Source organism: Phycisphaeraceae bacterium (genome assembly GCA_019636675.1).
In the GTDB taxonomy this organism is placed as follows: Bacteria; Planctomycetota; Phycisphaerae; order Phycisphaerales; family UBA1924; genus JAHBXC01.
In genome coordinates, this window is sequence record JAHBXC010000001.1 from 379,936 (window position 1) to 405,369 (window position 25,434).

Sequence of the window (25,434 nt, forward strand, 5' to 3'; positions counted from 1 at the left end):
TGGGGTTTCTGGGATTTCGTGCCGGATCCCGGCCGCTGGGGGCCGAGGGCCGGGGGGCCCGGGCTTACTTGCGCAGGCCGAGGCGCTGGATCAGCGTCTGGTAGCGCTCGCGGTCGGTCTTGGCGAGGTAGCGGAGCAGGCGCGAGCGACGGGCGGCCAGCATGAGCAGGCCGCGACGGCTCGAGAAGTCCTGCTTGTGCATTTTCAGGTGTTCGGTGAGGTCCTTGATGCGATAGGTCAGGATCGCGACCTGCACCTCGGGCGACGAGGTGTCGCTCTCGTTGCGCTTGTAGTCGTTGATGATCGTGGCCTTCTGCTCGGCAAGAATCGCCATCTGCAAGATCTCCGTGGGCCCGTTGTAGGGGCCCGGCAAGTGGTCGGAGCGGCCCAGCCGGAGCCGGGACGCACGCTCTGGGATGTGGGACAGGTCGCCGGACCAGATCCGGCGAGCGGAAGGGTAGGCAGGCCGAGGGGCCGGGGCACGGGGGCGGGGATGTCAAGACCGTCTTCGCCACGCGGCGAAGCACGCGGAAATCAGCAGAACAGTGGAAGCGCCGGGGCTCGGCACCAGCGTCGCGAGGCGGAGCGTGCCGAAACCGGAAGTGGCTGCCGTGTGCTCGAAATCACCGAGAAACCCGCGCTCCGTGATGCGGAACGCCCCGGCGGGGAGAAGCAGCCGTGTGTTCTGCTCGAACTCGCTTTCCTCCCCCTCGCGCCAGGTCTCCGTCCACTCGCGCCCGCCGCCGACGGTGTCGAGCAGGCCCCAGGGGCTCTGCACACCCGGGTAACTGCCCGAGTCGAGCGGGCGGAACTGCCCGGCGGGCCACTCGATGCCGTCGCGGCCGGAGTTGGTTTCGCCGCCGAGCGCTGGGTCGCCAGGAATCGGCGCGTCATCGCTCGAATGGCCGTAGAGCCAGTACCCGCCCTGCCCCTCGCCGTGGCGGTTGGGATCGTAGAAGGTCGCCTTGGCGAGTTCGTCGGCGCTGGGGATCCAGAACTTCGCCCCAGGCGAGCGTGAATCTTGGTCAGTCCGATAGGGACCACCAGTTGGGCCATCGCCGATGAATGCAAAGGTCGCGGTGTCGTACGCTCCGGTCTCGAAGTCGGCGCCGGTGACCTCGCTTGCGGGCCTGGCGCCGTTGTGCAGCCAGTTCACCATGCGCGCGAAGATGTGCCAGGTCGAGGTGGCGGGCTTATCGGCGCGAGACTGGTCGAGCGTGAACTGCGGGACGCCGTCGCTCAACCCCGCGAACTGGATCGGACTCGGCAGGGCGTTGTTCCCGGGCGCGATGCGGTCATCGGTCCCGATACCGAGCCGGAACTGATTGGGCATCACCGGCGCGTACGCCTGCACGAAGTCGAAGTACTGCCCCCAGGTCACCTCGGTGGTGGCGATGCGGTACTCGTAATCCACGCCCCCCAGCGGGCGCGTCGGGCCCGGGTTCTGCTTGGTCGCGTACCAGTTGTTCACCATCGCCGGGGCGTTGCCCGCGTCGCCGATGGTGCTGAAGGTGAAGCCGTGCACCTGCGTGAACCGCAGGTGCTGGTTGTTGGCCGCGCCCCCGCCCCCGGAACCCTGCGCAACAACGACCGACGCGCACGCGAGCACGCCGACAACAGAACCACACGAACGGATCTTCACGGCGACGCTCCTCGGAACGGAGTGACTCGATCAACGCGGCCCCCGAAGGGCGCGCTCTGTGCAACCCCAATCTACCGGAAACGCGGCGGATTGGAAGGTCTGAGAACCGGAAAGTTGCGAAATTCTGGGTGCCACCACACAAAGTGTGGTGCTACACCTTCTTGGGGCTTCACTTTCCTTCTCCCTGTCTTTCTCAGATCGAGGAAAGGAGGAGGGGTAGGCACCACACTTTGTGTGGTGGCGCCGGAGGGGAGAGAGAAGATGAGAAGAGAGAGGCAGAGGTTGGGGAGGGAAGCCGGGAGATTGGGTAGCCCTCCCCCGGCCCCTCCCATCTCGCTGCGCTCGACAGGAGGGGGAGCGGAGCGGAGAGAAGGGATAGCGGAGAGGAGACGGAACGGAAAAGAGACGGAGCAATCCGGCCCCCTCTCCTGTTCGGCAAAGCCGAATGGGAGAGGGCTGGGGTGAGGGCTACCCCTTCTTTGGGCTTCGCTCTTCTTCCTCTGTCTTTCTCGTCTCTCCCCGCAGGCGCCCCGGGGCATTCCTGACCCGGGCTCTTCACCTCCCACGCTTCGATGGTGCGCACGCATGCATCATCATCTCAGCGGAATGCACGACGAACCGTGGCACGGCCTGCGGCCGTACCACGCCACCCTTTGAGGAAGGTTGACACCACGCACCGGAGAAGAGAGAGAGGTTCAGCTCGTCGTCACGCTCTGCTGGGTCGTGTTCGTCGTCAGGGGCGCGGCGCCGGCGGAGCGGAGGACGCGAGACATCTCGACGATCAGCGTATCGTCGGCGATGGGGCCGAAGCGGTGGCGGTCGACGGCGTCGAGGATGCCCTGTGCCGCGCTCCCGTTGGCCCAGGTCGAGGGGCTGGCGACGAGGCGCATCATGCCGTCGACGCGGATCATCTTGCCCTTCTGGTCGCGCGCCTCGATGGCGCCGTCGGTGTAGGCGATGAGCGTGTCGCCCGGGCCGAAGCGCACGGCGACCTGGCCGGCGTCGAAGGCCTCGGTGGGCACGGCGCCCAGCACGAAGGCGGTGCTGTTGAGTTGCTCGATGCGCCCGTCGACGGTGCGGATGAACGCCGGGGGGTGCCCGCCGCTGGCGAACTCGAGCGCGCCCTCGACGCCCAGATTGGGATCGATGCGGATGCACAGGGCGGTGACATAGACGCTGTGCTCGGCGAGGGTCAGGTGGACATAGCGGTTGAGCGCGTCGAGGAGCGCGCCGGGGGTGGTGTCGGGGTTCTCGGCGAAGAGGCGTTCGAGCTCGCCGTGGAGGCGGTTGACGGTGAGCGCCGCCGGGATGCCGTGGCCGGTGACATCGATGATGACGACGGAGAGGCGCGACTGCTCGCCGTGGGGCGAGGGCGCGAAGCGCCGGTAGAGGAAGTCGCCGCCGATCTGGCGCATGGGTTCGTAGCGGTAGTCGAAGCTGACGGGGCCCTCGAGGTGGACCTTGGGGAAGAGGGACTCGTGGATGCGTCGCGCGTCGACGAGCTCGCGCTTCATGTCGTAGTAGCGCCCCCGGATGGTGCGGATCATGAAGCGGTTGCGAAAGCGCCCGTGGCGCCACCAGCACACGCCGATCCCCGGCAGCACCACGATCGGCGACAGCGCGACGGTCAGCAGGATCGCCAGCGTGGTCGCGGCGTAGAAAATCACCACGAGCAGGTTGGCCGCCAGCAGCGGGATCATCGGCCGGATCGACTCGCGCGGCGTCCAGGGCAGGAACAGGCACGCGAAGAAGTGCAGCGAGAACACGCTCGCGAGCCCGGCGACCGCGATCGGTGAGCGACCCGCCTTCGCCGGGTCGAGCCCGCTGGCGCGCAGCGTCTCGATCATGATGGGCGTGGAGACCAGCGTGAGAAGCCCCGACAGGACGATCAGCCAGGTCGTGAGGCGCAGCGTCTTCTCGCGCTCGAGACTGTGCCGGAACACATAAACGAAAGCGGCGACATACATGCCCAGCGAGACGATCTGGAAGGGCAGCGAAACGCCGATGCTCACCCGCACGGCGCGGGCGATGCCCTCATCGTCGGGGGTGCCCTGGATCGCGATTGCGCCGGGGAACAGCCACGCGACGAGCATGGGCAGGAAGTTGATCAGCCCGAGCGTGATCACGACGCCCGCGTACCACAGGAAGCGACGGCGCAGCCAGCCGACGCGCTCGGCCTCGAACTCGGCGTGGAACTCGCTGGTGAAGGTCTGGCTCATCCGTGCGCCGTCACTCCGAAGGGGTATGCTCGCGCGAGGCGCCTGGGACCCAGAGGACATCGCCGCCGTGGTCGATGTTGGCGACGCGCGCCAGGACGAACAGCAGGTCGCTCAGACGGTTGAGGTACACGCACGCGTGCTCGTTGGTGCGCTCGGGCTCGGCGGCGCGCAGGCGCGTCGCGGCGCGCTCGGCGCGCCGGGTGACGGCGCGCGCGACATGGAGCGCCGCGGCGAGCGCCGTGCCCCCGGGCAGCACGAACGAGTTGAGCGGCTTGAGACGCGTGTTGTACTCGTCGATCAGCGCTTCGATCCGATCGATCTGCGCCTTCTCGATGCGCAGGCGCTCGCCGGGCTTCTCGCCCGGGGTGATGGGCGAGCACAGGTCGGCGCCCACATCGAACAGCTCGTTCTGCACGCCCACGAGGTGGTCGCGCATCGCGCCGGTCGCGGCGCCGGCGCGTGCCGCCTCGATGACAGCCAGCCCCAGCGCGCTGTTGGCCTCGTCGACCTCGCCGTAGGCCTCGACGCGGATGTGGGTCTTGGGGACGGTCGATCCGTCGCCGAGCATGCACTGCCCGCCGTCGCCGAACTTGGTGTAGATCTTGCTCAGCCGGACCATGCGTGTCTCGCGTGCGCGCCGTGGTGATGAATCGCGACGACAGTGTAGCGAACCGGCGAAAAGAAAACGCCCCGCGGGGGTGATTCCGCGGGGCGGGGCTGGGATTTCACTTCATCTGGCCCGAGCCGATCAGGCCGACTCGACGACTTCCTTGACCATGTTCGCCGGGAGGGGGCGATAGGTCAGGGGCTCCATGGAGGCGGCGGCGCGACCCTGGGACATGCCGCGGAGGGAGGTCGTGTACCCGAAGAGCTCGGACAGCGGGACCTCGGCGGTGATGATGCGGGTGTTGGAGCGTTCCTCGGTGTCGACGATCATGCCTCGGCGGGAGGAGATGTCGCCGGTCACGTTGCCGAAGTAGTCCTCGGGGGTCGTGATGGTGACCTTCATGATGGGCTCGAGCAGGGTGACCTTGGCCTTGTTGCAGGCCTCGTGCAGCGCGAGGCGCGCCGCCTGCTCGAAGGCGACCTGCGACGAGTCGACCGGGTGGTACGAGCCGTCGATGAGCTCGACCTTGATGTTGATGAGCTGGTAGCCGGCGAGGACGCCCGAGAGGGCGGTCTGGCGGATGCCGTACTCGACGGAGGGGATGTACTCCTTCGGGATGCGCCCCTGCACGACCTTGTTCTCGAAGGCGACGCCCTCGGTGAAGTCGAGCTCGGCGGCCTCGGCCTCTTCCTTGGTGAAGGGGACGAGGTTGATGATCACATCGCCGAACTGGCCGCGACCGCCGGTCTGCTTGACGAACTTGCCACGGATGTTCTCGGCGGCGCCCATGATGGTCTCGCGGTACGAGACGCGGGGCTTGCCGACCTCGACGTTGACCTTCATGTCGCGGACGAGCTTGTTCTTGATGATCTCGAGGTGGAGCTCGCCCATGCCCGCGATGATGGTCTGGCCGGTCTCGTCGTCGAAGTGCGAGCGGAACGAGGGGTCCTCGCGGCGGATGGTGACGAGCGCGTCGGCGAGCTTCTGCTTGTCGGCGCTGGTCTTGGGCTCGATGGACATCGAGATGACCGGCTCGGGGAACGTCATCTTCTCGAGGATGATGGGCTCGTCGATCGCGCACAGGGTGTCGCCGGTGATCGAGTCCTTCATGCCGACGATCGCGACGATGTTGCCGGCGCCGACCTCGTCGAGGGTGTTGCGCGTGTTCGCGTGCATCTCGAAGATGCGGCTGGCGATCTCGCGCTTCTTGTTGGCCGGGTTCATGACGCGGTCGCCCTTCTTGATCGTGCCCGAGTAGACGCGCACGTAGGTCAGGTCGCCGTGCTGGTCGCTGACGACCTTGAACACGAGGCCGGAGAAGGGCGCGGTCTTGTCGTGGGGGCGGCTGGTCTTCTCGCCGCTGTCGGGGTCGATGCCCTGGACCTCTTCGACCTCGTTGGGGGCCGGGAGGAACTTGACGACCGCGTCGAGGAGGCGCTGGACGCCGATGTTCTTGAGGGCGGCGCCGCAGAGGGTCGGGAAGCACTCGCGGGCGAGCGTGCCCTTGCGGATGGCCTTCTCGATCTCCTCGGGGGTGATCGTCTCGTCGGCGAGGAACTTCTCCATGAGGGCGTCGTCGTACTCGGCCGCCTTCTCGATCATCATCTGACGCCACTCTTCGGCGGTGTCCTGCAGGTCCTCGGGGATGGGGACCTCGGTGATGACGGCGCCCAGCTCGTTGGCGTCGAACTCGAAGGCCTTCATCGTGATGAGATCGATGATGCCCTTGAAGGTGTTGCCCTGGCCCAGGGGGTACTGGATGGGGACGGCGTTGGCGCCGAGGCGCTTGCCGATGGACTTGAAGGAGTACTCGAAGTCCGCGCCCATCTTGTCCATCTTGTTGATGAAGCACATGCGCGGGACGCGGTAGCGCTCGGCCTGACGCCAGACGGTCTCGGACTGGGCCTCGACGCCCTCCTTGCCGTCGAACACCGCGACCGCGCCGTCGAGGACGCGGAGCGAGCGCTCGACCTCGATGGTGAAGTCGACGTGGCCGGGGGTGTCGATGAGGTTCATCTTGTACATCTGGCCGTGGTAGTTCCACGGGCAGGTGGTGGCGGCAGACTGGATGGTGATGCCGCGCTCCTGCTCTTCCTGCAGGAAGTCCATCGTGGCGGTGCCCTCGTGGACCTCGCCGAGCTTGTAGTTCTTGCCGGTGTAGAAGAGGATGCGCTCGGAGACGGTGGTCTTGCCCGCGTCGATGTGGGCGCAGATGCCGAAGTTGCGGGTGAATTTCAGGTCGTCGCTGAACATGGACATGGCTGCAAGGTTCCTGGGTTGAGCGTTGCTCGCTCGGGAGGAGCGAGTGTCTCCGGGCGCTCCCGGCGTCTGGGTTCTGGTTTCCGGCGCCGCACGCCCCTCGCGCGAGGGACGCGACGCATCGCCGATGACTCTCCGCCGGGCCATCCACCATCACCGGATGGGTCAGGTCGCCGACGGTCTGGTTTGGCTCGTGCTGGGCCCGCCCGGCTTTCCGCCATCGCGATCACGCGCGGCGCTTCGGATCGGGCCGGGGTTGTCGCTCGACCTCACGATGATCCCCGCGAGGTCGCGCGGGCGGTCAGCGTGGGTCGGCGTCCTCATCCTCGTCGGTCGAGGTCATGGATACGCCTCCTGCTGTGGTGCGGCGCCGGTTCATGCACAGGGAATCCACCGGTGCAGAATTCGGCCGGGAATGGTAAGCCGCGGGGGTAGTCAGTCAAGGATCGGCCCGCCCCCCCACCGCGGCCCTGGCCCGTCCGGCTCCAGCCGCTTGGAGCCGACCCCCTCCCCGGTCCGATAGCACCCCTCATGACGCCCGACGCGTTCTCCGTGACCGACGCCCTCCGCGAGCACGCGGCGCTCGACTCGCTCACCCCTTGCTTCGTCATAGGCCCCATGAAGTCGGGCACGACCTGGCTGGCGAGGGCGCTGGCGGAGCACCCCCGGATCGCCTCGTCGTACGAGTCGCACGCGGCCGATGTGCTGCTGCCCCGGCTCGGGGCGGCGATCGACGACTACCACGCGACCATCGACGCCTGGGGGCGGGGGCCTTCGGTTGGTCTGGGAGCGACGGACGCCCTGCTGCTCAGGCGCGTTGCTCTCGACCGGCTGCTGCTGCGCTACCTGCGCGAGTCGGGCAAGCCGGCGGATCGCGTCCGCGTGGTCGCCGACAAGACGCCGATGCACGCGCTGCATGTGGACGAACTCGCGGCGTTGTACCCGCGCGCGAGGTTCATCCTCTGCACGCGCGATGTGCGCGACGCGGCGGTCAGCGCGTGGAAGCACCTGCACGAGCTGTCGGGGCACCGCAAGGGCGCGACCTTCGAGGAGTACGCGCGCCACTACGCGCGGGATCTGTGGGCCCGGCCGGTGCGCGCGGCGATGGAGTCGTTCTCGCGTCTCGCACGCGAGAGATGGATGACGGTCGAGTACGAGGCGCATAAGGCCGACCCGCGCAGCACGCTGCGTGAAGTGTTCGCCTTCCTTGGCGTGGACTCCGACGACGCGACGACGGGGAGGATCGCTGACGCGACGGACTTCCGACGCTTCTCGGGGCGCCCCGCGGGCGAGGAACGGGCGATGTTCTATCGCAAGGGCGTGGTGGGGGATTGGGAGAATCACATGACGCCGGAACTGGGCGAAGAGCTCACATCGCTGGCCATCACAAAGCACCAGGACGCGAGAGCACACTCATGACACACCTACACTCCGTCGACATCGATTCACAGAGCTTCGCCGATTGGCAGTCGGAATCGCGACTGATCGATGCGCTCACGCCGATATTCGTCATCGGACCCAACAAATGCGGCACGACCTGGATGAACCGCTCACTCGCGGCGCACCCGCACGCGGTCGGGCTGCGACAGGAATCGCAGCTGCTGACGATGAGAGTTCCCCCGCTGGCCGCGGCGCTCGAGGAGTTCCGCGCCCCGTCTCGTAAGGCATGGACCGAGCAGAAGTGGGTCGAGCTGACCGCCGAAGACACTCTCTTCGGGCTGCGCCAGATGATCGACCGTGTTGTGCTCCGTTCGCTGAAGGTTTCCGGGAAATGGCGTCCGGAGCAGACACGCGCCTTCGTGGAAAAGACGCCGCAGCATGCGCGACACGCGCTCACGCTCGCCTCGCTGTACCCGAAGGCGAAGTTTGTCTGCTGTCTCCGTGATGTACGAGATGCGGTTGTGAGTGCGCACGGCCACATGCAGGGAATCCAGGGGTCGATGACCGCCTCGTCAATCGAGTCCTTCGCGTTCTATTATCTCGAGCACATCTACGCGCCGGCGATCGTCGGCGCTCGCTCCGCGGCCAGACAACTCGGCCCCGATCGGTACATCGAAGTACGCTACGAGGACAGGAAAGGCGACGATCCGGGAGAGTTATCGCGGGTTCTGGAATTCGCGGGACTCGACGGCGCGCATTTGCAGGCCTGCGTGGATGGCGGCTCCTTCGAGCGCTACTCGGGCGGGCGTCGGCCCGGAGAAGAAGCCCGCCACTTCATGCGCAAGGGAGTTGCGGGCGATTGGGTCAACTACCTCCGCCCGGACTTCGCGGAGATTCTGCTTCGCGTGACCAGCGAATCGCTCGGGGAATGGAACAACCCGCCTTTCGCGACCACTCGTCGCGGCGTGTGCGGGCCAACCCCGGTCGTCGCGTGAGAAGCATCGTTCTGCGTTCATCTCCGATGCGCCGGTCGACCGGCGCTCTGTGAGTGAGCGTACACCAAAAAACCCGCCCTTGCGGGCGGGTTCGGGTTACTGCGTCATTCACGCGGGGCTTTTCAGTTTTTCTTGCCGGCGCCCATCAGACCGGTCTGCCACATCACGAAGGCCTGCTGATCGGCGACGTCGCGGACGCGCATCGAGAGCGGCTTGCCCTGGCCGTGCCCGCCGTCCATGTCCACCCAGAGGAGCACCGGCTTGTCGGTGGGGTCGCTGGTGGTCGCGGCCTGCATGGCGGCGGCGTACTTGCGCGCGTGGAGCGGGTGGACGCGCGTGTCGTTCTCGCCGGCGGTGACGAGGATCGCCGGGTACTTCACGCCGTCCTTGATGTTCTGGTAGGGCGAGTACTGGCGGAGGAAACTGAACTGCGAGGAGTCTTCGGCGGTGCCGTACTCGGGCACCCAGAAGCGGGCCATGAGGAACTGCTCGAAGCGCAGCATGTCAAGGAGCGGGACGGCGACGATCGCCGCCGAGAACAGCTCGGGCTTCTGCAGGACAACGGCGCCGGTGAGCAGCCCGCCGTTGCTCCCGCCCTGGATGGCGAGGTTCTGGGGCCGGGTGTAGTTGTTGTCGATCAGCCACTCGGCGGCGGCGACAAAGTCGTCGAAGACGTTCTGCTTGTTCTCGAGCGTGCCGGCGCGGTGCCACGCGTCGCCGTACTCGCCTCCGCCCCGGAGGTTGGCGACGGCGTAGACGCCGCCGGCCTCGAGCCATGGGAAGAGAGTGGCGCTGAAGGAGGGAGTCATGGAGATGTTGAAGCCGCCGTAGCCGTAGAGCAGGGTCGGGCGCTGGCCGTCGAGTTCGATGCCCTTCTTGTGGACGAGGAACATCGAGACCTTGGTGCCGTCCTTGCTGGTGTACCAGACCTGCTTGACCTCGGCGAGTTCGGGGTCGACCTTGACCTCGGGGCGCTCCCAGAGCTCGCGCGAGTTGCGCGCGAGGTCGATTCGATAGATGCTGGGGGGCGTGTTGTAGCTGGAGAAGGAGAGGAAGGCCTCGGTGCGGTCTTCATCGACGGAGAGGCCGGCCGAACCGATGCCGGGGAGCTCGACGGCGCCCAGGGGCTTGCCGTTGAGGTCGAACTTCTCGATGGAGGTCGAGGCGTTCTTGAGGTAGGACGCGACGAGCATGTCCTTGGCGTGGCCCACGCCGGTGAGCGTGGCGTCCTTGCGCTCGGGGATGAGCTCCTTCCAGTTCTCCTCGGTCGGGTTCCTGAGGTCGACCGCCATGACGCGACGGTTGGACGCGTTGTAGGGGGTGACCATGTAGAGCGTGTCGCCGCGGACAGCGCCGGAGAAGGTGGCGTCCTTGCCCTCGACGATGGTGCGCTTCTCGAACTCGCCCGTCTCGAACCACTTCTTGAGGTCGACGACGTACAGGTCGTTGGAGCGTGTGCCGGTCCAGTACCCAAGGATCATCCAGCGCGCGTCCTTGTCGATGGACGCGAACGGTCCCCAGGTCGTGGAGAACTGTTTGAACAGCGTGGGGTCGGTGCGATGGTGGCGCCCGATCTTGTGGAAGCGGATCTGGCGCGAGTACGCGTTCTTGATGTCTTCGAGCTGGCTGTAGAAGAACCCGGACGAGTCGGGCAGCCACTGCACGCCGCTGACCTTGTTGGGGATCTCGTCGGCGAGCCACTCGCCGGTGTTCACGTCGAGCAGGTGCAGCGTCGAGTTCTCGTCGCCGGCGCGGCTGATGCCAAAGGCGAGCAGTCGCCCGTCGTCGCTGGGGCTGTACCAGTCGAGGGAGATCAGGCCCTTGCTGTCGAGCGTGTTCACGTCGAGCAGCGTGACGGGCTCGCCGGAGTGGCCGGTGCGGTAGTAGAGCACCGGCTGGTTCTGCGACGCTTCACGCTTGGTGTAGAAGTAACGGGCGCCCTTCATGCGAGGGGAACTGATGGAGGATGTCTCCATGAGCTCGCGCAGGCGCGCCTCGAGCTTGTCGCGGCCCGGGATCCCGTCGAGGACCGAGCGGGTGTACGCGTTCTGCTCGTCGGTCCACTGGAGCACCTCGGGCGTGCTCGTGCCCTTGTCGCCCTCCAGCCAGCGGTAGTTGTCGACGATCTCGACGCCGTGGTAGTTGTCGGTGACGGGGCGCTTCGCGGTGGCGGGCGGCGCGGCCAGCGACGAGGAGCCGAGCGCGGCGCAGGCGAGGACAGCAAGGATGCGTTTCATCGGCGGGGTTTCTCCAGACTGACAGGGACGCCCGGCGGGGCGTGCGTTGGGGATACTACCGCCCGGGAGCGGGTCCGGTTTACTGCACGATGCCCTTGGTGAGGCGCATGAAGGCGGCCTCGAGGTCGACCTGCTCTTCGGTGAAATGGACCACCCGGTGGCCGGCGTTCACGAGGCGCGAGGGGATGTCCCCCACGTCGATGGGCGCCTGCTCGTCGAGCGTCAGGTTGATCTGCACCCCCTGATCGGTGTCCGAGAGGCCCACCTTGCTGACCCCGGGGGCCTTTCGCAGGATGGCGGCGGCGTCCTCGGACCGCTCGGCGACGCGAACGTGCACGACGTGGCCGACTCGCGCCCGGCGCATGATCTCGCGCACGTCGCCCGAGAAGAGCAGCTCGCCCCGCTCGATCACCCCCACCACATTGCACATCTCGGCCAGCTCCTTGAGGATGTGGCTCGAGATGATGATGGTCTTGCCCATGCGCTTGAGCTCTTTGAGCAACTCGCGCATCTCGATGCGGGCGCGCGGGTCCAGACCCGACGCCGGCTCGTCCATCAGCAGCACCTTGGGGTCGTGCAGGAGCACGCGCGCCACGGAGAGACGCTGCTGCATGCCTCGCGACAGCGAGTTGACCTCGGCGTCGGCCTTGTACGAAAGGTCGGTGAGCTCGAGCACGTCACCCACGACGCGTTTGCGCTGGTCGCCGTGGATGTTGTAGCAGGCGGCGAAGAACTCGAGGTATTCGGTGACGACCATATCCTCGTACGCGCCCATGAAGTCGGGGACATAGCCGATGAGGGGGCGGATCTGACGGTTCTGGTACCCGATGGTCAGCCCGTCGATCATCGCCTGGCCGGAGGACGGCTTGAGCAGGGTGGCGAGGATCTTGATGGTGGTGGTCTTGCCGGCGCCGTTGGGGCCGATGAAGCCGAAGCAGTCGCCCTCGCGCACCGTGAGGTTGAGGTTGTTGAGCGCGATCAGGTCGCCGTAGCGCTTCGTCAGGTTGATCGTCTCGATCATCGCCATGGTGTGTGCTCAGGGGTTGGTCGAGGGCGAGAGCGGCGCGCCGTCGATCGTGGGCGGTTCGGAGGGGAGCGGGTAGATCCAGCGGACAACGGTGCGCCCCCTGCTCGGGACGGGCTCGTCGTCGATCAGCACCGGGACCGGGCTTGGCGCGTCGCGGAGCTGCCCGACGATGATGACGCAGGGCTGCGTGAGCCACGCGCTGAGATCGAGCAGGTGCGAGTCGTAGCGTTGCAGCATGCGCTTGGCGACGCCCGACTGGCTGGTGAACTGCGGCGGGCGCAGCGCGGAGTGCCAGCTGATCGCCTCGAGGCGCGTCGGGATGTCGCCCCCGACGCCGGTGCGCGCCGCGGCGCCGAACCCGGTCGTTGAGCCGGAGATCTGTTCGGTCAGTCGCTCGAAGTACCGCTCGGCCGGGTCCCACGCGCTGGGCGGGATCTGCTCGAAATCGAGCGGCGTGTTCGGGTTCCACACATCGGTGAGCCGGGCGGCGGCGACGCGCCCGAACAGCGGCGCCGCGCCGAGGGGGCCGAGGTCGCCGCGCAGGGGTTTCTGCCCGCGCACGACGATGATGGTGACTTCTTCGAGGGGTGCGGCCATGGTGTGCATGACCACGCCGCGCAGGCGCGTCCCGCCTTGTTCGTCGCGCACGCTGAGGGGCCCGGAGATGGGCCTCGGGACGCCGACCTCGGCGCGCCCGAGCCACTCGCCCCGGAGCTGCTTCACGGTGGATCGCGAGGGGACGACGAAGGATGATGGGTCGCGCGCCGGCACGACATAGCCGCGTGTATCGGGGAAGGGTTTGCCGGTGATGGAGGTGGTGTCGCTCCAGGCGCCGAGGGCCTGGGTCCAGGCGCGCCGGTCTTCGACGGACCCGAGGGAGATTCGCGCGTCGCCGTATTCGGGAAGCAGCGCGCTGACCCACGTTCGGGCTCGCTGCTCGGGCTGTCCGAACACGTGGTCGAAGTAGGTGAGGTGCTGCGTCTCGGGCTTGGTGGGGCGCAGCAGCGTCGCGCCGCTCCACGCGGTGATCGCGAACACGAGGATGCTCGCGGCGAAGGCGAGCCACGCGTGGCGCACGAGCCCTTTGGCTTTCAGGATCGCGTAGCCCCCCGGGCCAGCGATGAGCAGGTAGAGCACGAACACCGCGAGGCCCAGCAGCACGCCGGCGCCGGCGCGCCCTTCCTTGGCGATGACCGCGCCGATGTCGATGTCCATCCTCGTCGCGTCGAAGAACCGGAAGTCGGCGCGCCCCGCCTGGTCGAGCGCGCGCATCTCGTCGCGCGAGAGCGGCTCGAAGCGCTTCCCGGTGATGCGATGCCAGAAGTACTGCGGATCGACGCGCGCGCCCAGACGCGGGTCGGAAAGGTCGTAGCCGATGAGCGTGACCATCCCCGCCCCGTGAATCCGCCGCACGACGACCGGGTCGCCCTGGGGAGTCGCGAGCAGCACCGTCGCCTCGCCCGGCTGTGCGTCCTCGACCGGACGAAGCACATGAACCGTGGCGTTGTCGGGCAGGGGCGCGCCGCCCCGGGGCTGCAGCAGCGGCGCGTGCAGGTCAAGGTTCACGCCCTCGCGGCGCACTGCGTCGACGCTGGGGAGCATCGCGTGCAGCGGGTTGGTGCGAGGGTTCGTCCAGGTCTGGCCGGCCGCCGGCAGCGAGACGATCAGGTGGCCCCCTCGCATGACCCACTCACGGATCGCGTCGGCCTGCGGCTCGCTCAGGGCGCCGGGATCTCCGGAGAACCACGCGAGGGACTCGAACGGCGCGAGGCCCATCCAGCGATCGGGCATCGCCGCCGGGGCGAGATCGAGCGCGACGCGCACCAGCTCGTGCGCCGTCGCTGCCAGGGTCGCGTCGCTTGGCGAGGGCAGCTCGTAGGCCACCAGCCCCCCTGCCGGACTGCGTCCGAGCACGCCGATCACCGGGCGCGTCGGGGGCAGGACGTTCTGCGGCGCCACGCGGTCGGCGGCGAGCTGTCGCCCGACGCCCGTCTGCTCCGAATCACCGGTCGCGTTCGTATCGAATTCGTGGACAGTGACGGTGAACGCCAGGGTGCGATCGGTCCGCCACGGGAAGAGCCCGTAAAGCCAGACGCCCTGACGGAGCCCTGGGTTGAGCGTGACGATGCGCTGGAGGAAGGCGGTGTCGCCGTCGGGATCGGGCAGATGGAGACGGACCGCGACGGCGCGTGGGCGATCGCCGAAGTCGGTGAGCGCGAGACGAACACCGGCCCATTCGCCGGCGCGGACCACTTCTCCCACGCCGAAGGCCTCGACGGCGATGCCGACTTCGGCTGTCTGGCCCGGGGGGGACCCGACGGCCCCGGCGCCCTGGGCGAGCACGAGCGACGACATTCGCCAGAGACTGGCGAGAACGAGCGTCGTAAGCCACCGGATCGTCCCGGGTTTCACGATCGGTAGTGTAGCGGCTCAAGCCGGGTCCCCCTCGGTCCGATGGCCCGTGGGATGTCCCCCTTCTCGCCCGAGATCTGGATCCTGTTCGCCGGCATCGGCGCCTTCGGGATCGTTGCGATCCTCTACGGTGCTTCGTGCGTGCTGCACCACGAGCTCTCGCGCATCCGGCTCGAGCGCAACGCGCGTCTCGTGTACGAGGAGTACCTGCGCCGCATGGACGCGATCGCGCGCGGCGAGGCCGAGGTGTCGTCGTCGGGCGAGATCCTGACGCTGCCGCTCGGCGATGCCGGGGCGAAGGCCGCGGCCTGAACGGGGCTCAGCGCGGCGTGGCGAACTCTCCGATGAGTCGCGCGTGCGCCTCGCTGCCCAGGTACAGACACGCGAGTTCGAACTTCTCGTTGGGCGAGTGGACGCGATCGTCCTCGAGCCCGAAGCCCATCAGCACCGACTCGAGCCCCGCCTTCTCGCAGAACAGCCCGACCACGGGGATGGAGCCGCCGGACTTGATGAGGACAGGGTCGGCGCCCGACGCGGTCTTGAGCGCGCGGCGTGCGGCCTGGAGGTAGGGCGAATCGGTCGCGACGGTGGCCGGGGGCCCGCCGCCGTGATCGAGGAATTCCCACTTGCAGCCCGGGGGCGTCTGGGAACTGAGCCACTGGAAGAACTTGTCGCGGATGTCCTTCTCGCGCTGGTTGGCGACGAGACGGAAGCTGACCTTCGCGCTGGCCTTGCTGGGGATGACGGTTTTGGCGCCGGCGCCCTGGTAGCCGCCGGTGATGCCGTTGATCTCGGCGGTGGGTCGCGCCCACTCGCGTTCGATCGCGCTCCATCCGTGCTCGCCCAGGTCCGCCTCGGGGGGGAGCCCGATTTTCTTCAACGCCGCGGCCGGGTTGAAGCCAAGGCGCTTCCACTGCGCGCGCTCCTCGTTGGTGACCTCGGCGACATCGTCGTAGAAGCCGGGGATCGTGATGCGACGGTTCTCGTCCCAGAGGCGCCCGAGGATGCGCGACAGCTCGTTGAGCGGGTTGGGCGCGCGTCCGCCCCAGAGGCCCGAGTGCAGGTCCTGGTCGGGCCCGTGCAGGACGACCTCGGTGTAGGTCAGCCCGCGCATGCCGTAGGTGATCGCCGGCTGCTCGACGCTGGGCATGCCGGTGTCGCTGATGAGGACGACATCGCACTTCTTGATGTCGGCGAGGTGATCGTCGATGAAGCGCTCGAGGTTGACGCTGCCGGACTCTTCCTCGCCCTCGATGAGCACGGTGAACTTGACGGGCACGCCGCCGGCCGCGTCTTTCCACGCGCGCACCGCTTCGAGGAAAGTCGCGACCTGGCCCTTGTCGTCGCACGCGCCGCGGGCGACGATGCGCTCGCCGGGGCCGCCCGGCACTGCGGGCTTGAGGACGGGCTCGAAGGGATCCTTGGTGTCCCACAGGTCGATCGGGTCGGCGGGCTGGACGTCGTAATGCCCGTAGAAGAGCACGTGCGGGCCGGCGTACCCGGCCGCGCCCTCGTTGGTCGCCCAGACGATGGGGTTGCCCGGCTTGTCACGCGTGCCGGTCTCGCGCAGCTCTGCCTGGAAGCCGGCGGCCTTGAGCTGGTCGCGGCACCACTCGGCGGCCTTGCGCGTCGCGTCGCGATACGCCGGGTCTGTCCCGACGCTGGGCATGCGCAGCCAGTCCTTGAGTCGCCCGACGGATTCCTCGCGTCGCGAGCGCAGCTTCTCGATCACGGCGTCGATGGACTGGGCAACCATGGGCATCAATGAGACTCCGAGCGAGGGGAAGGAACGGATGATCGCCGGCAGGGACGGCGCGGGTTTCAGGAGGATAGTGCCGCGACCGTCGCGAGACTGATCGCCAGGAAGAGTCCTGCGCACACGATCGTCGCGAGCGAGACGCGCAGCGCGAGCCACGCCGCGGACGATGCGCGTCGCGCCGGGCGTGGGCGAGGGTCGCTCTGCTCGGTGCGCCACGGGCGTAGCTCGCGAGGCCACCCGTAGTCGGCGGGTTCGCCGAAGCCCTCCATCTCGAGGTAGCTGCGCGCCGGACGCGAGTAGAGGTCTTCGCGGCACTTGGGGCAGGCGATGACGAGTCGGCCGCGTGCGCCCTGCAACTCGCCGCCGCGATGCCCGCATCGAGGGCAGAACCTGACCGCTTTGTGGTCGGCATGGGCTGGAGCGGCTCTCGACGCCATCGGTTCTAATATAAATCAAACCGGCGGAGACTCCAACCCCCCGAACCGGCAGAATCCTGTATGGACCGAACCGGTTCTGATCTCGGCGTCTGGATCCGCGCGATGCGAGGGCTGGCGGCGCGTTCCGAGCGCTGGGCCGGGGCATCGCCCGGCGCGGATCGCGCCGGCGTGGAGGTCCCCTTCGCGCTCTGGAGGGCGTCCCTGCGAGACGGCGGCGGCCCGATCCAGTCGCCTCCAGCGGCGGCCGACCCCGACGCGCGACTGTGGTGGGCGCTGGTTTCCGGCGCCCTCGACGCGTGCGCCGTGATCGACTCGCTCCCTGAGGCCCGGCGCTCCACGGACCGGGGCGCGATCTTCCCACAGGGCCTCTACCGGACCATCGAGGTCTGGACAGAATCGGAGCTCGCCTCGCTCCACGCGCTGTGGTGGCACGGGAAAGCACGGGGAGACGCCGCGGCCGTTGCGCGGATGTTCGACGCGGCGCGCTGGCACCTCGACAACACCCAGCCCGACAACGCGACGAACCGCCCGTGGGGGGTGCAGGTCTTCCTTGAGCTGGCGTCGATCGACGCGAACCCCGATGCGCGCCTGTACGCCGAGACGCTGCTGCACAACGCGAACGCGGCCAACGGCGTGCCGGACCCGTTCAGCGCGGAGATCCTGCTCGACGGCGCGGATGCGCTCGAAGCGGTGATGAACGCGGAGTGAACCCCGGGAGCGCCGCGCCTCAGTGCGCGGCGTTGGGCTTGGCCTCGACCTTGGACTCGTCGGCGACGGAGCCCTGCGAGACGGCGCGGCTGTCGGCCTCGATCGAGCGCTGCTGGGGCGCGGGCGGGCGGGCCGACTCGTTGTGGATCTCGTCCTCGATGCCCTTGACGCCGCGCTTGAACTCGACGATGGCCTTGCCGACGCTGCGCCCGACCTCGGGCAGGCGCTTGCCGAAGAGCAGCAGGGCGACAACGAGGATCAGGATGATCTCCATGTGCCCGATGTTGCCGAGGAAGGCGAGCGTGCTGATCGTGAGAAGCGAAGCCATGTCGTCTCCGGGGTGGGGTCTCGCGACCGGGAGGCGCGAGGAGGAGGATCGGGGGATTCAAGCCGAACGCTCGGGGCGGGTCAACGCGTCACACCGGGCAGTCTGCGCAGGGTTTCATCGTCAGCGTTCGGCGGCCTCGACCACATTGTGCAGGAGCATGGCGACGGTCATGGGCCCCACGCCCCCCGGGACGGGGCTGATCCAACCGGCGACCCGCCGGACCTCGTCGAAGGCGACATCGCCCACGGTCTTCATCTTCCCGTCGGGCCCGGCGACGCGCGAGAGCCCTACATCCACGACGATCGCGCCGGGCTTCACCCAGTCGGCCCGGACCAGCTCGGGCGCCCCGGCGGCGGCGATCAGGACATCCGCCGAACGGGTCAGCGCCGTGATGTCAGCGGTGAACTTGTTGCACGAGATGACGGTCGCCTCGTGGCGCATCAGCAGGACGGCGATGGGCTTGCCCACGATGTTGGACGCCCCCACCACCACGCAGCGCTTGCCTTTGAGGTCCACGCCGGTGGACTCGATCATCTTGAGCGTCGCGAGCGCCGTGCAGGGAACCAGGGACGAATGCCCGTAGACGATGTTGCCGATGTTCGCCGGGTTGACGCCCTCGACGTCTTTCTCCGGGGCGATGCGGCGCTGGACCTCGAACGCGTCGACGCCCTCGGGCATGGGCATGTGGACCATGATCGCCGAGATGTCGTCGTCGGTGCTCATGAGCAGCACGCGCCCGGCGACATCGTCGAAGGTGGCCCGGCCGGAGAGCTCGACGAGGTTGTAGTCGATGCCCAGGGCCTCGCAGGTCTTGCCCTGGTTGATGGCGTAGACGCGCGCGCCCGAGTCGGCGTCGCCCGCGATGAGCGCGTCGAGGCGCGCCGGGCGCCCCTTGGCGCGCAGGGCCGCCGCCCGTCGCGCGATGTCGGCGCGGAACCGCTCGGCGAGGGCCTTGCCGTCGATGATCTGCGCCCCGGGGGTCTCGGCGTGGTGTGTCTGGTGTGCCATCCGTCAGTACGATACCCGGCGTGAACGAGAAGGACGCGAAAGCACGGATCGAATCCCTGCGCGAGGAGCTCACCCGCGCAAACCGGGCGTATTACCTGAAGCAGAAGCCCTTCCTGACCGACCGCGAGTTCGACGAGAAACTCGCGGAGCTGGCGACGCTCGAGGAGCGGTTCCCGCGCTTCGATGACCCGGCGTCGCCGACCCGGCGCGTTGGCGAGGAGGCGTCTGGCCGGTTCGCGACCGTGCGCCACGCGGTCCCGATGCTGTCGATCGACAACACCTACTCGGGCGACGAGGTCCGCGCGTGGGCGCAGCGCGTCGCGAAGCAGCTCGGCGTCTCGCTCGCGAGCGGGTCGGGGCACGCCGAGTCTCTCTTCGCCGCCGCGGGCGACGGGCGGACCGGCGACGCCGGCGTGCGCTTCGTCTGCGACCCCAAGATCGACGGCGTGGCGATGTCGCTGCGCTACGAGCGGGGCGTGCTCGTCCGGGCGGTCACGCGCGGCGACGGCGAGAAGGGCGACGACATCACCAACAACGCCCGCGCGATCGGCGCCATCCCGCTGCGACTCTCGGGCGACGCGCCGGCGGTCCTCGAGATCCGCGGCGAGGCATACATCCCCAACGAACAGTTCGAGCGCATCAACGACGAGCGCGAGGCGGACGACCTCGAGCCCTTCATGAACCCGCGGAACGCCTGCGCAGGCACCCTCAAGCAGCTCGACCCGAAGGTCGTCGCGTCGCGCCGCCTCGGCTTCGTCGCGCACGGTCGCGGCGAGGTTTCACCCGATGCGCGGTTCGAGGGGTACACCGACTTCCTCGCGGCCATCCGCGCGATGGGCGTGCCCATCGCGGGCGACGCGACGGCGATCGACAGCGTGGAGCGCGTGCTCGAGTGGATCGAGGAGTTCGACCGTGCGCGGGCGTCGCTGCCCTACGCGGTGGACGGGGTGGTGGTGCGCGTCGATTCGTTCGCGCAACAGGGGTCGCTGGGTCGCACCGCGAAGTCGCCTCGCTGGTGCATCGCGTACAAGTACCCGGCGGAGCGGAAGACGACGGTCCTGAGGGATGTGGTGTTCCAGGTGGGCAAGACGGGGAAGATCACCCCTCGGGCGATGCTCGATGCGGTTCTGATCGCCGGGACGACGGTGCGCCACGCGAGTCTGCACAACTTCGGGCTGCTGGCGGAGCGCGACCTGCGCCTGGGCGACACGGTGGTGGTCGAGAAGGCGGGCGAGATCATCCCCCAGGTGCTCTCGCCGGTGCTGGAGCTGCGCCCGAAGAGCGCGCGACGCGTGAAGCCCCCCGAGTCGTGCCCGGTGTGCGAGGGGCCGGTGGAGATCGAGCGCGAGGCGGGCGATCGTGAGACGGCGCGCCGGTGCGTGAACCCCGAGTGCCCGGCGCAGATCCGAGAGAAACTCATTCATTTCGCCGGGCGTCGCCAGATGGACATCGACGGGCTGGGCGAGAAAACGATCGACCAGATCCGCGAGGCCGGCCTGCCTCTGGACGCGTTCGCCGATGTGTTCCGTCTGCGCGAACACCGCGACGCGCTGCTCGCGCTGGATCGCATGGGCGAGAAGAAGGTCGAGAACCTGCTCGAGGGCATCGAGGCGGCGAAATCGCGCGGGCTGGCGCGCGTGCTCGCCGGGATGGGCATCCGGCACGTTGGCGAGGCGACCGCCAAGCAGCTCGCGCGGATGTTCCCCGATCTTGATGCGCTGCTGGGGGCGTCGGTCGATCAGCTCGCGCCGAAGGCCATCAAAAAGAAGGATGACGCCGAGGCGCTGGGATTCGCGCGCGACCCGAAGGACCGCCCGGAGACCGGGCTTGGTCAGCTGACGGCGCGCGTGGTGCACGACTATCTCCACAGCCCGGCGGCAAAGAAAACCTTCGACGCGCTCCGGCGTGCCGGGGTCAGTCTGTCGTCCGAGGACTACCGACCGCCCGAGGCGCGGGGCGTCAAGCCGGACTCGCCCTTCGCCGGGAAGACGATCGTGCTGACGGGGACGCTGGAATCGTTCGAACGGGCGGATCTGTCGTCGCTGCTCGAGTCGCTGGGAGCGAAGGTGACGGGTTCGGTCTCGAAGAAAACCGATCTGGTGATCGCGGGCGAGAGCGCCGGGAGCAAGCTCGACAAGGCGCGCGAACTGGGCGTCGATGTCTGGGACGAAGCGGCGCTGCTCGCGGCCCTGCCCCCCGAAACCCGCCCGGTGTGACGCTCGGCGCGGGGTTCCCCGAAGAATTCCGGGTCCGGGGCGGTGTTATCCCCTTCTCGGGCGTTGCGGCGGCGCAGATGCGGGTCACACTCCATTCGGATGCGCAACCTCGAGTGGAAAGCCGAGCTGCTGGACCCCGACCTCGCGCGATGGGCGCTGGCGCGCTCCGGCGCCGCCTGGATCGAAACCGTGCAGCAGCGCGACACCTTCTATCGCCTGGCCGATTCGCGCCTGCTGCGCCGGCATGCGGACTTCCACCCGGTGCAGTGGTTCCGGTACTCGCGCGCAGCCACGATCCGGCCTTCGATCAGCGAGATCGAGGTCTTCAGCGATTCGCAGGCGGGGCTGCGGTTCGGCGCGCTCCCTCCCCCGATGTTCGCGCAGGTCGAGAAGCGGCGTGAGATGTGGCTCTCGGGCCGAGTGCGCATCAACCTCGATGAGGTCGCCTGGCACGGCGCGTTCGTGGAGCTCGAGGTGCGCCTGAGCCCGGCGATCACCCCGAGGGTCGGCTGCGCGATGCTCCGGGGATTGATGCGCCTCCTGGGCCCAGCCCTGGGCGAGCCGGTGGCGCACGGGTACGCGGACCTCGCGCAGCGCCGCGCAGCGATGAGTCTTACGCCGGACGACGATCACGCGCTCGAAGCATTGTTCGAGAATCCCGCGCACCGACGCCCTCGAACGATCGCGTGAGCGGGCTCAGGGGATGATCGCGACGTTGTGGGCGCCGTCGCCGACGCCGACGCGCAGCCCGGTGTAGCGCAGCGCGGGGGGCCCGTCCTGCGAGCGATCCACGCGCCAGATCTGCACGACGCCGCGCTCGAAATCGGTGACGAGCAGGTGGTCGCCCGTGGCGTCGAAGCTGAGCCCCTGCGGCCCGGCGGGCCCCTCGACTTCCGGCCCGGAGGTGAGCGTGCCGGCGGTTTCGTCGACGCGCAGGAGCTGGAGCGTGCCCCCGAGCGTGAACGCCGGGTCGGTCTCGCGCAGGAACGACCTTCGGAGGTTGCCGATCGCGACGAGGTCGCCCCGGGGCGAAACGGCGATGCCCTCGCCGTTCTGCCCGGCGCCGGCGGTCGCGACGACGCGGTGCGCCGGGTCTTCAGCGTCGGCGCCTGCGACGCGGATCATCGAGACGGTGGTGTTGGGCGCGCTGACGAGGTAGCGGTCCTGCGAGCGGTCCCATCCGAGGTTGGTGGTGAAGAAGTGACCGCCGCTGGGCGAGAACGCGCCGGTGTAGGGGAAGTCGCCGACGCGCACGGGGTCGCCGAAGGGGCGCAGCCCGTAGGCGCCCTGGCCCTTGACGATCTCGTAGAAGGCGACGACGTTCGCTCCGACGACGGTGACGCCGAGCGTCGCGCCGTCGGGCGAGATCGCGACGCAGGTCGGCTGCGCGCCCGTCGCGGGCATCCCGATGAGCGCCGCTTCCCCGACGCGCGCGAGGGTGGCGCCGTCGGTGCTGATGAACTGAACGACCTTCTCCGAGCCGCTGAGCACGACGGCGAGCGACCCGTCGCGCGAGAGCGCGACGGTGGTGGCGGCGGGCCCGACGTCGAGCGTCGCGCTGATGCGCGGCCCTCGCCCGAAGGAGTCGCGCAGATCGACGAGCGTGAGGCGCCCACCCGGCGAGAGGTCTTCCCACGAGACCGCGTCGCGCGACGCGTGGCCGCGCGTGGAGAGCACGAGCGCGAACCGGCCCTGGGCGTCGACCGCGAGGTTGCGAGGCGGGCCGATCACGGAGCTGGACACGCGCGCGCTGCCGAAGCGGGTGCGCTGCTCGCGGTCGCCCGGCTCGGGCAGTGGCAGGCCGATCACGGTCAGCAGGTCGTCGGTGCGCATCGCGCCCGAGCCGTCGGGGCCGAAGAGGAAGCCGTCGTCGAACATGGTGATGGCCATGTCGCCGTCGGAGATCGCGACGATGGCGCTCCCGGAGACGCGGTCGCGCGAGGGCGTCGAGATCACGGGCTGGCCCTCGCCGGCGCAGCCGAGGATCGCCACCGGGGCGGCGAGGGAGAGAGCGGCGAGGGAACGGGCGGTCGTGGGTCGCATGGCGCGTGGAACCTTGTTCGTGGACGATTCACTGCCCGAAGCGGTGCTCGGGCACGGCGGTGTCAAGATCGATCATCGAGCCCGGCGCGTCAAGGCGCCCCTTCCCGGGCGCGATGGCCCTCAGGATGGCGATGAGCCGGGCCATGTCGTCGGGGACGGGCGCCGTGAACAGCATTGGCGTCTCGGTCGCAGGGTGTCTGAAGCCGAGCATGCACGCGTGCAGCGCGTGGCGGCGCAGGATCGGCTCGTCGAGCCGGACGCCGAACCGCTCGGACGCCTCGCGGGCGGCGGCCTTGCTGTGGGCGATGTCTTCGAGGGTCGAGTACTTCCCCCCGTACATGTCGTCGGCGACGATGGGGTTGTCGGAATGCGCGAGGTGCACGCGGATCTGGTGCGTCCTGCCGGTTTTGAGCTCGAGCTCGACGAGGGAGTACCCGTCGAACTGCTCGCGCACGCGATAGATGGTGACGGCGGGCTTGCCCAGTTCGTCGTAGCGGACGACCTGCTTCTCGCGGACGCCCTTCTCGCGCGATGGGCTGGGGCCCAGCGGCACATCGATCACATCGATGGGCGGGCGGAGTTCGCCGTGGACGACGGCGAGGTATCGCTTCTCGACCTGTCGCTTCTCGAACTGGCGCCCGAGCTTCCAGTGGGTCTCGTCGCGCTTGGCGAAGACGATCACGCCGCTGGTGTGCCGGTCGAGCCGGTGGACGACCCCGGGTCGGGCAAACTCTTCGCCGACCTTGCTCAGGTCGCCGCCGCGCGCCGACGCGTTGCGGAAGTGCCACGCGAGGGCGTTGATCATGGTGCCCGAGAGGTGGCTGCGCGCCGGGTGCACGATGATGTCTGGGGATTTGTTGACGACGAGCAGGTCGTCGTCCTCGTGCATGATCGCGAGGGGGATCTCCTGCGCGAGGATTTCTTTGGGGGGCGGGGGCGGGACGATGACGTCGACGACATCGCCCAGGCGCAGGACGGTCGAGGGCTTGGGCACGCGCGCGTTGACGGTCACCGCTTCGTTCTCGATGAGTCGCTGCAGCTGCGTGCGGCTCATGAACGGGATGCGATCGACGAGGTACTTGTCGAGGCGCTTCTGCAGGTCGCGAGACAACTGGAAGCGCACGTGCACCGGCCCGTCGTCGTCCGCGGGCTGCTCGATCGCGTCGGCGTCGCGCTCGTCGGTCGACTCTGGCTCGGGGAGGTCGTCGGCGTGGGCGCGCGACGCGGCCCGGACCGCTTTGGCGTCGAGCTTGCCCCCCGGGTTCAGCAGCGGGTTGTCGGAAGGGTGCGGGACGACCCTCTCGCGCGGGGGCGGCTTGTTGCCACGCGGCTTGCCGGTCACGGCGTGGGCGCGTCGTCGTCGCTGGGCGGGGCGATGGGGCCGGTGTTGCCCGTGAACGGATCGGGCGAGGGCAGCGTCACCGGGGCCTGCTGCGAGGGCATGTTGATCGCGCCCGAAGGGAACATCGACGAGATATCGCTGGAGCTGCGCACCTCGGCCTGGTTGTACAGGCGCGTCACGGTGGTGAGCGTGTCGAGCGTCGCGATGCGATCACGGGCAACATCCGCGATCCTCGGGTAGAGCGAGCGGTCGGCGACCTCGGCGGCGCGAGACAGGTGCGCCTTGGCGCCGGCGGTGTCGCCCGTGGATTCCGCGACGGCGGCGAGCCCGAAGAGCCCGTTGAGCAGGTGCAACTCGTGGCCGCGCGTCTGCGAGGCGGCGTCCACGAGCGTCTGGTAGAGCTCGCCGGCGCGCCTCAGGTTCGACGCGCGCTGTTCGTCGTCGAGCAGGTCTTCGGGGACATCGCTCGAACCGCCGGGGCGGACCCCGGTCCGAGCCGACGCGAGGTACGCGTCGGCGGCCTCGATGAGCGCCAGCTCGTAGACCGCGCCCTTCCCGCGATGCTGCTCCGCGACGACGACGAGGTTGTCGGGACTGCCGGCGACGGCGGCGGCGTGGAACTGCGCGTAGGCCTCGTCGTGCGAACGCTCCTGGAAACGCGCCCACATGTTCCACGCGGCGTACCCGCCCGACACGACCACGACGACCATCAGGATGGGGGTGCCCCATTTCCTGAGCCACTCGATGAAGTCCTGATTGAGACGCGACTCTTCGAGTCCGGCGCCTTCTACGATTGTCCTCTGACGGTCGTCCAT

The 25,434-nt window shown here is 68.6% G+C and carries 21 protein-coding genes; 6 read left to right on the forward strand and 15 right to left on the reverse strand.

What is annotated here, in order from left to right; all coding sequences use genetic code 11:
- Positions 1–64: 64 nt before the first annotated feature.
- The 5 genes from rpsO to fusA form a co-directional block, all read right to left on the reverse strand.
- A complete protein-coding gene (gene rpsO / locus KF684_01595) occupies positions 65–334 on the reverse strand; it encodes a 30S ribosomal protein S15 (GenBank protein MBX3351601.1) in 270 nt (89 codons plus the stop codon).
- A 162-nt stretch (positions 335–496) separates the two neighbouring features.
- Positions 497–1,642 (reverse strand): hypothetical protein, encoded by a 1,146-nt coding sequence (locus KF684_01600; GenBank protein MBX3351602.1) that lies wholly within the window; start codon positions 1,640–1,642, stop codon positions 497–499.
- Between the two features lie 695 nt (positions 1,643–2,337).
- Positions 2,338–3,861 carry a serine/threonine-protein phosphatase gene (locus KF684_01605; protein MBX3351603.1) on the reverse strand — a complete coding sequence of 508 codons (1,524 nt, stop codon included), beginning with the start codon at positions 3,859–3,861 and terminating at the stop codon, positions 2,338–2,340.
- Positions 3,862–3,871: 10 nt separating this feature from the next.
- The gene (locus KF684_01610) at positions 3,872–4,480 is read right to left on the reverse strand and encodes a cob(I)yrinic acid a,c-diamide adenosyltransferase (protein MBX3351604.1); all 609 of its coding nucleotides are present in this window, start codon (positions 4,478–4,480) and stop codon (positions 3,872–3,874) included.
- A 129-nt stretch (positions 4,481–4,609) separates the two neighbouring features.
- Complete coding sequence (fusA, locus tag KF684_01615; GenBank protein ID MBX3351605.1) at positions 4,610–6,727, reverse strand: elongation factor G; 2,118 nt, start codon at positions 6,725–6,727, stop codon at positions 4,610–4,612.
- 531 nt (positions 6,728–7,258) lie between these two features.
- On the opposite strand from fusA, the gene KF684_01620 reads away from it, so the two are divergent.
- Positions 7,259–8,146 carry a sulfotransferase gene (locus KF684_01620; protein MBX3351606.1) on the forward strand — a complete coding sequence of 296 codons (888 nt, stop codon included), beginning with the start codon at positions 7,259–7,261 and terminating at the stop codon, positions 8,144–8,146.
- Positions 8,143–9,102 carry a sulfotransferase gene (locus KF684_01625; GenBank protein ID MBX3351607.1) on the forward strand — a complete coding sequence of 320 codons (960 nt, stop codon included), beginning with the start codon at positions 8,143–8,145 and terminating at the stop codon, positions 9,100–9,102. Before KF684_01620 ends, KF684_01625 begins: the two co-directional genes overlap by 4 nt.
- Before the next feature lie 122 nt (positions 9,103–9,224).
- On the opposite strand, the gene KF684_01630 is transcribed toward KF684_01625, so the two are convergent.
- From KF684_01630 to KF684_01640, 3 genes are all read right to left on the reverse strand, one after another.
- Positions 9,225–11,339 carry a S9 family peptidase gene (locus tag KF684_01630; GenBank protein ID MBX3351608.1) on the reverse strand — a complete coding sequence of 705 codons (2,115 nt, stop codon included), beginning with the start codon at positions 11,337–11,339 and terminating at the stop codon, positions 9,225–9,227.
- A 79-nt stretch (positions 11,340–11,418) separates the two neighbouring features.
- Positions 11,419–12,360, reverse strand: a complete 942-nt coding sequence (locus tag KF684_01635) for an ABC transporter ATP-binding protein (GenBank protein MBX3351609.1) — start codon at positions 12,358–12,360, stop codon at positions 11,419–11,421.
- Between the two features lie 15 nt (positions 12,361–12,375).
- On the reverse strand, positions 12,376–14,778 hold the full coding sequence (locus tag KF684_01640) for a hypothetical protein (GenBank protein ID MBX3351610.1): 2,403 nt from the start codon (positions 14,776–14,778) through the stop codon (positions 12,376–12,378).
- A gap of 54 nt (positions 14,779–14,832) precedes the next feature.
- Here KF684_01640 and KF684_01645 point away from each other — a divergent pair, with 54 nt between their 5' ends.
- Entirely contained in the window at positions 14,833–15,090 is a 258-nt protein-coding gene (locus KF684_01645; GenBank protein ID MBX3351611.1) for a hypothetical protein, read from the forward strand.
- Between the two features lie 7 nt (positions 15,091–15,097).
- Here KF684_01645 and KF684_01650 read toward each other — a convergent pair whose 3' ends face one another.
- Together KF684_01650 and KF684_01655 are read right to left on the reverse strand one after the other, a co-directional pair.
- The gene (locus KF684_01650; GenBank protein MBX3351612.1) at positions 15,098–16,540 is read right to left on the reverse strand and encodes a M20/M25/M40 family metallo-hydrolase; all 1,443 of its coding nucleotides are present in this window, start codon (positions 16,538–16,540) and stop codon (positions 15,098–15,100) included.
- Positions 16,541–16,599: 59 nt separating this feature from the next.
- Positions 16,600–16,974, reverse strand: a complete 375-nt coding sequence (locus KF684_01655) for a hypothetical protein (protein ID MBX3351613.1) — start codon at positions 16,972–16,974, stop codon at positions 16,600–16,602.
- 60 nt (positions 16,975–17,034) lie between these two features.
- On the opposite strand from KF684_01655, the gene KF684_01660 reads away from it, so the two are divergent.
- Positions 17,035–17,682 carry a hypothetical protein gene (locus KF684_01660; GenBank protein ID MBX3351614.1) on the forward strand — a complete coding sequence of 216 codons (648 nt, stop codon included), beginning with the start codon at positions 17,035–17,037 and terminating at the stop codon, positions 17,680–17,682.
- 19 nt (positions 17,683–17,701) lie between these two features.
- On the opposite strand, the gene tatA is transcribed toward KF684_01660, so the two are convergent.
- Both tatA and KF684_01670 read right to left on the reverse strand, forming a co-directional pair.
- Positions 17,702–18,010, reverse strand: coding sequence for a twin-arginine translocase TatA/TatE family subunit (gene tatA, locus KF684_01665; protein MBX3351615.1), 309 nt, complete (start codon positions 18,008–18,010; stop codon positions 17,702–17,704).
- A 120-nt stretch (positions 18,011–18,130) separates the two neighbouring features.
- Entirely contained in the window at positions 18,131–19,018 is an 888-nt protein-coding gene (locus KF684_01670) for a bifunctional 5,10-methylenetetrahydrofolate dehydrogenase/5,10-methenyltetrahydrofolate cyclohydrolase (protein ID MBX3351616.1), read from the reverse strand.
- Between the two features lie 20 nt (positions 19,019–19,038).
- Between KF684_01670 and ligA the strand changes: the two genes are divergently transcribed.
- Together ligA and KF684_01680 are read left to right on the forward strand one after the other, a co-directional pair.
- The gene (ligA, locus tag KF684_01675; protein MBX3351617.1) at positions 19,039–21,234 is read left to right on the forward strand and encodes an NAD-dependent DNA ligase LigA; all 2,196 of its coding nucleotides are present in this window, start codon (positions 19,039–19,041) and stop codon (positions 21,232–21,234) included.
- A gap of 99 nt (positions 21,235–21,333) precedes the next feature.
- Entirely contained in the window at positions 21,334–21,924 is a 591-nt protein-coding gene (locus KF684_01680; protein MBX3351618.1) for a CYTH domain-containing protein, read from the forward strand.
- Between the two features lie 6 nt (positions 21,925–21,930).
- On the opposite strand, the gene KF684_01685 is transcribed toward KF684_01680, so the two are convergent.
- The 3 genes from KF684_01685 to KF684_01695 are packed head-to-tail and all read right to left on the reverse strand — an operon-like array spanning position 21,931 to position 25,434.
- On the reverse strand, positions 21,931–23,277 hold the full coding sequence (locus KF684_01685) for a hypothetical protein (GenBank protein MBX3351619.1): 1,347 nt from the start codon (positions 23,275–23,277) through the stop codon (positions 21,931–21,933).
- Between the two features lie 28 nt (positions 23,278–23,305).
- Positions 23,306–24,619 (reverse strand): RluA family pseudouridine synthase, encoded by a 1,314-nt coding sequence (locus KF684_01690; GenBank protein MBX3351620.1) that lies wholly within the window; start codon positions 24,617–24,619, stop codon positions 23,306–23,308.
- Entirely contained in the window at positions 24,616–25,434 is an 819-nt protein-coding gene (locus KF684_01695; protein MBX3351621.1) for a tetratricopeptide repeat protein, read from the reverse strand. Before KF684_01695 ends, KF684_01690 begins: the two co-directional genes overlap by 4 nt.

Coding starts and splice junctions, on each gene's coding strand:
- rpsO (MBX3351601.1), bottom strand. CDS start 334: ATGGCGATTCTTGCCGAGCAGAAGGCCACGATCATCAACGACTACAAG.
- KF684_01620 (MBX3351606.1), top strand. CDS start 7,259: ATGACGCCCGACGCGTTCTCCGTGACCGACGCCCTCCGCGAGCACGCG.
- KF684_01685 (MBX3351619.1), bottom strand. CDS start 23,277: ATGCGACCCACGACCGCCCGTTCCCTCGCCGCTCTCTCCCTCGCCGCC.
- tatA (MBX3351615.1), bottom strand. CDS start 18,010: ATGGCTTCGCTTCTCACGATCAGCACGCTCGCCTTCCTCGGCAACATC.
- KF684_01625 (MBX3351607.1), top strand. CDS start 8,143: ATGACACACCTACACTCCGTCGACATCGATTCACAGAGCTTCGCCGAT.
- KF684_01635 (MBX3351609.1), bottom strand. CDS start 12,360: ATGATCGAGACGATCAACCTGACGAAGCGCTACGGCGACCTGATCGCG.
- KF684_01655 (MBX3351613.1), bottom strand. CDS start 16,974: ATGGCGTCGAGAGCCGCTCCAGCCCATGCCGACCACAAAGCGGTCAGG.
- KF684_01695 (MBX3351621.1), bottom strand. CDS start 25,434: ATGGACGACCGTCAGAGGACAATCGTAGAAGGCGCCGGACTCGAAGAG.
- KF684_01670 (MBX3351616.1), bottom strand. CDS start 19,018: ATGGCACACCAGACACACCACGCCGAGACCCCCGGGGCGCAGATCATC.
- KF684_01645 (MBX3351611.1), top strand. CDS start 14,833: ATGTCCCCCTTCTCGCCCGAGATCTGGATCCTGTTCGCCGGCATCGGC.
- KF684_01650 (MBX3351612.1), bottom strand. CDS start 16,540: ATGCCCATGGTTGCCCAGTCCATCGACGCCGTGATCGAGAAGCTGCGC.
- KF684_01630 (MBX3351608.1), bottom strand. CDS start 11,339: ATGAAACGCATCCTTGCTGTCCTCGCCTGCGCCGCGCTCGGCTCCTCG.
- KF684_01605 (MBX3351603.1), bottom strand. CDS start 3,861: ATGAGCCAGACCTTCACCAGCGAGTTCCACGCCGAGTTCGAGGCCGAG.
- KF684_01610 (MBX3351604.1), bottom strand. CDS start 4,480: ATGGTCCGGCTGAGCAAGATCTACACCAAGTTCGGCGACGGCGGGCAG.
- KF684_01680 (MBX3351618.1), top strand. CDS start 21,334: ATGCGCAACCTCGAGTGGAAAGCCGAGCTGCTGGACCCCGACCTCGCG.
- KF684_01660 (MBX3351614.1), top strand. CDS start 17,035: ATGGACCGAACCGGTTCTGATCTCGGCGTCTGGATCCGCGCGATGCGA.
- fusA (MBX3351605.1), bottom strand. CDS start 6,727: ATGTCCATGTTCAGCGACGACCTGAAATTCACCCGCAACTTCGGCATC.